Source organism: Pseudomonas sp. HMWF006 (assembly GCF_003061205.1).
Lineage (GTDB): Bacteria > Pseudomonadota > Gammaproteobacteria > Pseudomonadales > Pseudomonadaceae > Aquipseudomonas > Aquipseudomonas monsensis.
Window position 1 is genome coordinate 7,350 of record NZ_QAIU01000080.1, and the last position, 6,340, is coordinate 13,689.

The window sequence follows — 6,340 nt, forward strand, 5'->3', positions numbered from 1 at the left end:
AGTTGACTGGTGCCGGGTTTTGCCGGGAAGTCGCGTTCGCTTTGGTAGTAATCGATTTGTGCGTCAGCGAAGGTGTCGAGGCGCCGCCGGGCTTCTTGTTCGCCGGCGGGCCACAGGGCGATCAAGGCCTCGCTCGGTGTTTCGAAACCTTTTATGGCGGCCGGCACCGGATCGCTGTGGATCGCCTGCGCGGCCTGTTTGCCGGGTGTCTTGACCAGCGCCGGCACCGAGCGGTGCAACCGTTCATAGCAGACCTTGCGGAACTGGCTGAACACCTGAAAGTAGGTGCCGGTGCGGGTCAGGACCGTGCCCGGCTGGAACAGCAACTGGTCGAGGTAACTGTGAAATTCGATTCCTTCGGCCTTCAGCACTTCGGCCACGGCGGCATCGCGACGGCTTTCGTGGATGCCGTATTCCTCGTTGACGTGCACCGCCTCGACCTTGAGTTCCCGGCAGAGCTTGAGCAACTGCGCCGGGGCCTGATGCCAATGCCCGGCCGTACGGATCAGTAAGGGAATATTCAGTTTGCCGAGGCTGTCGCTCAGTTCGCTCAGGTTGCGCAGCCAGAAGTCGACCTTGCACGGCGCGTCGTCATGTTCCTGCCACTGCTGTGGGCTCAACAGATAAACGGCCACCGTCGGGCCGCGGGCTGCGGCGGCCGCGAGGGCGGTATTGTCATGTTGGCGCAAGTCGCTGCGCAGCCAGATCAGTTGCATGATGTTTCTCGCAAACGCATTAAATCAGCCCACGCTGAAGCAGTGCCTGGTGTGCCGATAACGGATCTTCGGCCAGGTACAAATCAGCGATCTCGGTGGTTTTTACGGACAACTCGGCGTGGTGGATGCATACCGTTGGTCCGGCGATCATTGTTGTGCAATTAATGCCATTCAACAGCTTTGGCAACTGCGCCAGGTTCATCGCTTTGCTGGAGTACAGCAGCACGCCACGGGCCTGCAGGTGATCGACACTCAAGGCCAGTTCGCCGGGCGGCAGCGGCCAGTCAAATACTTGCACCGGGCAATCGGTACTGCTGATCAGCCACGCGCATAGCCACAGATGAGGTTCCATGTGCAGGTCTGATTGGTTGATCAAGAGCAACGGTGCGGAATGCAACTGACGGTTGTTATGGTAGATGCGTGCGCCGAATTTGCTGCGTAACCAGGAATAAAAGAATGTGCGCTCCATCTGCGCACCGAACTGTCCCTGCCAGCGTTGTTCGAGTTCGGCCAGCAGTGGCATCAGCAATTGCTCGCACAGGGTGCGCGGCGGGTACAGCGCCATCGCCTGATTGACGCTGTCATCGAGGGTACGTTCGTTAAGGCGGGTGACGGCGTTCAGCAGGGTCTGGCGCAGCAGGTGCCAATCGTTTTCCACGACTTCGCCGGACGCTGGCGCGGTGTCGAGCAGCGGCTTGACCTGGCTGACGGCGACGCCACGGTTAAGCCAGGTGAGGATGGTCAGAATCCGTTGCACATGCTCGGCGCTGTACAGTCGATGGCCTTTGGGCGTGCGCTGCGGCACGACCAGCCCGTAACGGCGCTCCCATGCCCGCAGGGTGATCGCGTTGACGCCGGTCTGCCGCGCCACCTCGCGAATCGGCAACCAGCCCTCATCAAGGGCTTTCTTGAAGTCGGCGCCGAGGTCTTCCTGGGCGCTGGTGTCGGGTTTATCGTTCATTAAATGGCGTTTCGCAGGCTGAGGTTTTCCGGATGCGGTTGCAGGTAAACCTGCTGCGCAATGTACGGATCCGGATGGAGGCGGAAGTGATGCTTGAGCAGCGTCAGCGGGACCACCAGCGGCACGATGCCGAGGCGGTACTGGCCGATGATGTGTTGCACTTCCTGTTTTTCATCGGCACTGATTGCCTGTTTCAGGTAACCGCTGATGTGCAGCAGAACGTTGCTGTGGGTGCCGCGTGTGGCGCATTTTTTCAACGCCTGCATCAGCTCGCTGAAGTAGCGCGGACCGAGTTCGGCAGGGTCGTTGTTCGCCATGTTGCCCAACAGTTTGCCGAGCGCTTTGTATTGCACCGGGTTGTGGGCCATCAGCAGGTATTTGTAGCGCGAATGAAACTCGGTGAGGGCGCGCCGGCTCAGACCCTGTTCGAGCAGGTGCTGCCACGCGCTGTAGGCGAAGACGCGGGTAATGAAGTTCTCGCGCAGCACCGGGTCGTTCAGGCGTCCGGCTTCTTCCACCGGCAGGTCCGGGTGTTTGGCGCAGAATGCCTGGGCATAGATGCCACGGCCGCCGCCGTTCACCGGTGCGCCGTTGGCTTGATAGACCTTGACCCGCTCCAGGCCACACGACGGTGACTGCTGCATGAAGATATAGCCGCAGATGTCATTGAGTTCGCCGGCCATTTTCTGACCGTACGCGGCGAGGGGTTCGGTGACGTTGATCGACGGGTTGACCGTGCCGATCGCCTCGGGCTGATCGGGATTGCCCACCAGCCGAATCGGCTCGCGAGGAATGCCCAGGCCGATGGCCACTTCCGGGCAGACCGGGATGAAGTCGAAATATTCCGTGAGGGTCCGGCTGCACAAGCGCGATTCCTTGTGTCCGCCGTTGTAACGAACTTCAGCACCCATCAGGCAGGCGCTGATCGCGATTTTTGGCCGGGATGAGGAAAGATCGGACATGAACACCTCGAAGCTAAACCTGTACAGTGGACTTTATCTGTACAACATGTGCTTAGCATAGATTCAAAGGTGTACAAGTCAAACTATTTGTATAAGTTTTTGCGGGAGGCGCTGTAGATTCCGATCTTATGGTCAATCTCCAGGATTACGATCAGAGGATTGCAGCCTCTGGCAGCGCCTAGAGTTGCCAGCCGAATTTCCAGTGGGCGGGGTTTTGCAGGGCCTGCCAGTCGAGTCGTTCGGTGCGCTTGGTCAGCACCGCCTGCAGTTCGACGGCCAGTACTGTGCCTTCCTCGTCGCGGAACAACTCGGTGACCAGAAAATGTTTTTCACGATTTTGCGGGTGAGCTGCTGTCCATTTCGACAGCAGCAGCTTCTGCGGATTGATTCGATTCATTGCAGATGTTCGTGCAAGCGTCTTGCAGCCTCCTGACCACTGAGCCAGGCACCTTCTACGCGGCCGGACAGGCACCAGTCACCACAGGCGTACAAGCCCAGATCGGCATCGGCCAGCGTACCCCATTCATGGCTGGTGGCCGGACGGGCATAGAGCCAGCGGTGGGCGAGGCTGAACGTGGGCGCGGGCATCGCGCTGTGCAACAGTTCGGCAAAGGCACCGTGCAATTGCTCGATCACCGCTTCCTTGGACAGGTCGATGTGTTGGCGGCTCCAGGCGCTGGTGGCGTGCAGCACCCAGGTGTCGAGGGTGTTGTCGCGTCCGGGTTTACTGCGGTTGCGCGCCAGCCAGTCGAGTGGGCTGTCCTGAACGAAGCAGCCCTCGATGGGCGTATCCAGCGGGGTTTCGAAGGCAAGGGCGACAGCCCAGGTCGGGTCCATTTTCACCCCGGCGGCGGCACCGGCGAGTTTCGGCGCAGCGGCCAGCAAGGCCGTGGCTTGCGGTGCCGGCGTGGCGATCACGACATGGCTGAAGGGGCCGTGAGTGAATCCCTCGGCATCCTGCAGGTGCCAGTGTTGTTCGCCGCGATAGACCTCGGTGATCCGACAGGCGAAATGCACTTCCAGCCCTTCGAGCAGGCCGCGGGTGATGGCGCTCATGCGTGGCGAACCGACCCAGCGCGTCTGCTCGTCCGGCGACAGATTCAGTTGCCCGCCATGGAAGGTATAGAGCTGCGGTGTCCACTCGGCGACCCAGCCCTGGCTTTGCCAGCGCTGCACCTCGGTGACGAAGCGCCGGTCGCGGGCGGTGAAATATTGCGCGCCCATGTCCAGCGAACCGGCGTCGCTGCGTTTGCTCGACATGCGTCCGCCGCTGCCGCGACTTTTATCGAACAACTGGACGGTGTGCCCGGTCTCTGTCAGAGCCTGGGCCGCCGAAAGTCCGGCGATGCCGGTGCCGATGATTGCGATAGGTACAGTCATAGGGGCCTCGTTTACCTTTCTGTACAGACTACGCCGTGATTGAAACCTGTACAATTTTGTTTTTTGGTATAACTTCTAGCGTTCTCGTTCTGGCAGCTTGGCCTATGGTTAAACAATAGAGCCTGCCCGTACGAAAAGATCCCTGCTTATAAAAATAGACTAGTGATCCGGGTAAAACGCCACGCGAGGAAGATGTCATGCACATATTGCTGACCGGCGGTACTGGTTTGATAGGACGTCAGCTCTGCCGGCATTGGTCGCAGCAGGGGCATCGCCTGACCGTGTGGAGCCGTCGCCCGGAAAAAGTCGCGCAACGTTGCGGCGCGCAGGTGCGTGGCATCGCGCGTCTGGAGGACCTGGGCGAGGAGCCTGTGGATGTCATCGTCAATCTCGCCGGTGCGCCGATTGCCGATCGACTCTGGACCCATCGGCGCAAGGCGCTGTTGTGGAGCAGTCGGATCACGCTCACGGAAACCTTGCTGGCCTGGCTTGAAGCGCGAGCGCAGAAACCTGCGCTGCTGATTTCGGGCTCGGCGATAGGCTGGTACGGCGATGGCGGCGAGCGCGAGTTGACTGAAGAGTCGCCACCGGTGATCGACGATTTCGCCAGCCAGCTGTGCATCGCCTGGGAGGAAACCGCGCAACGTGCCGAAGCGTTTGGCGTGCGCGTGGTGCTGGTACGAACCGGTCTGGTGCTGTCGGCCGAGGGCGGCTTTTTGTCGCGGCTGCTGCTGCCGTTCAAGCTTGGACTGGGCGGGCCTTTGGGCAATGGCCGGCAGTGGATGCCGTGGATTCATATCGAGGATCAAATCGCCTTGATTGATTTTCTTCTGCACCGCGATCAGGCCCGTGGTCCTTATAATGCGTGCGCGCCGAAACCGGTGCGCAATCGCGAATTTGCCAAGACGCTGGGCAGCGTGTTGCACCGCCCGGCGTTCATGCCGATGCCGACCCTGGCCTTGAAGGTCGGTCTGGGCGAAATGTCTTTGCTGTTGCTGGGCGGCCAACGGGCGATGCCGGCACGCTTGCTGGAAGCGGGCTTCACTTTCCGGTTCACGGATTTACGCGCGGCTCTGGATGATCTCTCCAGCCGCCTCTGAAATAGGACGTTGCATGACCGATCACGCTTTGCTTCTGGTCAACCTGGGTTCTCCGGCCTCCACCTCGGTGGCCGATGTGCGCAGCTACCTCAATCAATTCCTGATGGACCCGTACGTGATCGACCTGCCGTGGCCGGTGCGGCGTCTGTTGGTGTCGCTGATCCTGATCAAGCGCCCCGAGCAGTCGGCCCATGCCTATGCCTCGATCTGGTGGGAGGAAGGCTCGCCACTGGTGGTGCTCAGTCGCCGTCTGCAACAGCAGATGACAACGCAATGGAGCCACGGGCCTGTGGAGCTGGCGATGCGTTACGGCGAGCCGTCGATTGAAACACGGTTGCTGCAACTGGTTGCGGCAGGGCACAAGCGCATCACCCTGGCGCCGCTTTATCCACAGTTCGCCGACAGCACGACGACCACCGTGATCGAAGAAGCCCGGCGCGTGATTCGCCAGAAGAACCTCGACGTGCAGCTGTCGGTGCTGCAACCGTTTTACGATCAGCCGGAATACATCGAGGCCTTGGCCGCCAGCGCCAGACCGCACTTGCAGCAGGATTACGATCACCTGTTGCTGAGCTTCCATGGCTTGCCGGAGCGGCATCTGACCAAGCTCGATCCGACCGGCAATCATTGCTTCAAGAATCAAGACTGCTGCAAGAACGCATCACCGGCAGTGCTCGCGACCTGTTATCGCGCGCAATGCCTGCGTACAGCGGCATTGTTCGCCGAGCGCATGGGCTTGCCGGATGGCAAGTGGTCGGTGTCGTTTCAGTCGCGCCTGGGGCGAGCGAAATGGATCGAACCCTACACTGAAGCGCGGCTGGACGAACTGGCGAAAAGTGGCGTGAAGAAAATTCTGGTGATGTGCCCGGCGTTTGTCGCCGACTGCATCGAGACGCTGGAAGAGATTGGCGATCGCGGCCAGGAACAGTTCCGCGAAGCGGGGGGCGAGGAGTTGGTGCTGGTGCCGTGCCTGAACGACGACCCGCAATGGGCGAAGGCGTTGGCAACCCTATGCGAAAGAGCGCCGTTGGCCCTCTGAAAGTATCGTCAGCAGGCTCACTCCTACAGGTAGTGCGTTGACCTTGTAGGAGTGAGCCTGCTCGCGATAGCTATCTGTCAGGCAATAAAAATCTTCAGGCCTTAAATCAGCGGCTCATCCGCCTTCTTGTGCTTCCATCTGTCATTGCCCGGCAGGATCAGGTTCAGCGCAATCGCCACCAC

General features: G+C 60.3%; 7 protein-coding genes. 2 read left to right on the forward strand and 5 right to left on the reverse strand.

Annotated features, from left to right (window positions below):
* The 5 genes from DBR24_RS31440 to DBR24_RS03035 all read right to left on the reverse strand — a co-directional run.
* Nucleotides 1–716, reverse strand: a 716-nt coding sequence (locus DBR24_RS31440) for a deoxyribodipyrimidine photo-lyase (RefSeq protein ID WP_256591255.1), incomplete at its 3' end; no start/stop codon positions are given.
* Between the two features lie 19 nt (nt 717–735).
* Nucleotides 736–1,677 carry a MerR family transcriptional regulator gene (locus DBR24_RS03020; protein ID WP_128613855.1) on the reverse strand — a complete coding sequence of 314 codons (942 nt, stop codon included), beginning with the start codon at nt 1,675–1,677 and terminating at the stop codon, nt 736–738.
* Entirely contained in the window at nt 1,677–2,639 is a 963-nt protein-coding gene (locus DBR24_RS03025; RefSeq protein WP_128613856.1) for a DUF523 and DUF1722 domain-containing protein, read from the reverse strand. The genes DBR24_RS03020 and DBR24_RS03025 overlap by 1 nt, the downstream gene beginning before the upstream one ends.
* Before the next feature lie 178 nt (nt 2,640–2,817).
* Entirely contained in the window at nt 2,818–3,036 is a 219-nt protein-coding gene (locus tag DBR24_RS03030; protein ID WP_123463061.1) for a TIGR02450 family Trp-rich protein, read from the reverse strand.
* On the reverse strand, nt 3,033–4,019 hold the full coding sequence (locus DBR24_RS03035) for an NAD(P)/FAD-dependent oxidoreductase (RefSeq protein WP_123463063.1): 987 nt from the start codon (nt 4,017–4,019) through the stop codon (nt 3,033–3,035). The genes DBR24_RS03030 and DBR24_RS03035 overlap by 4 nt, the downstream gene beginning before the upstream one ends.
* Nucleotides 4,020–4,216: 197 nt before the next feature.
* On the opposite strand from DBR24_RS03035, the gene DBR24_RS03040 reads away from it, so the two are divergent.
* On the forward strand, nt 4,217–5,119 hold the full coding sequence (locus DBR24_RS03040) for a TIGR01777 family oxidoreductase (protein WP_128613857.1): 903 nt from the start codon (nt 4,217–4,219) through the stop codon (nt 5,117–5,119).
* A 13-nt stretch (nt 5,120–5,132) separates the two neighbouring features.
* Entirely contained in the window at nt 5,133–6,158 is a 1,026-nt protein-coding gene (gene hemH / locus DBR24_RS03045) for a ferrochelatase (protein ID WP_123463067.1), read from the forward strand.
* Nucleotides 6,159–6,340 lie beyond the last annotated feature (182 nt).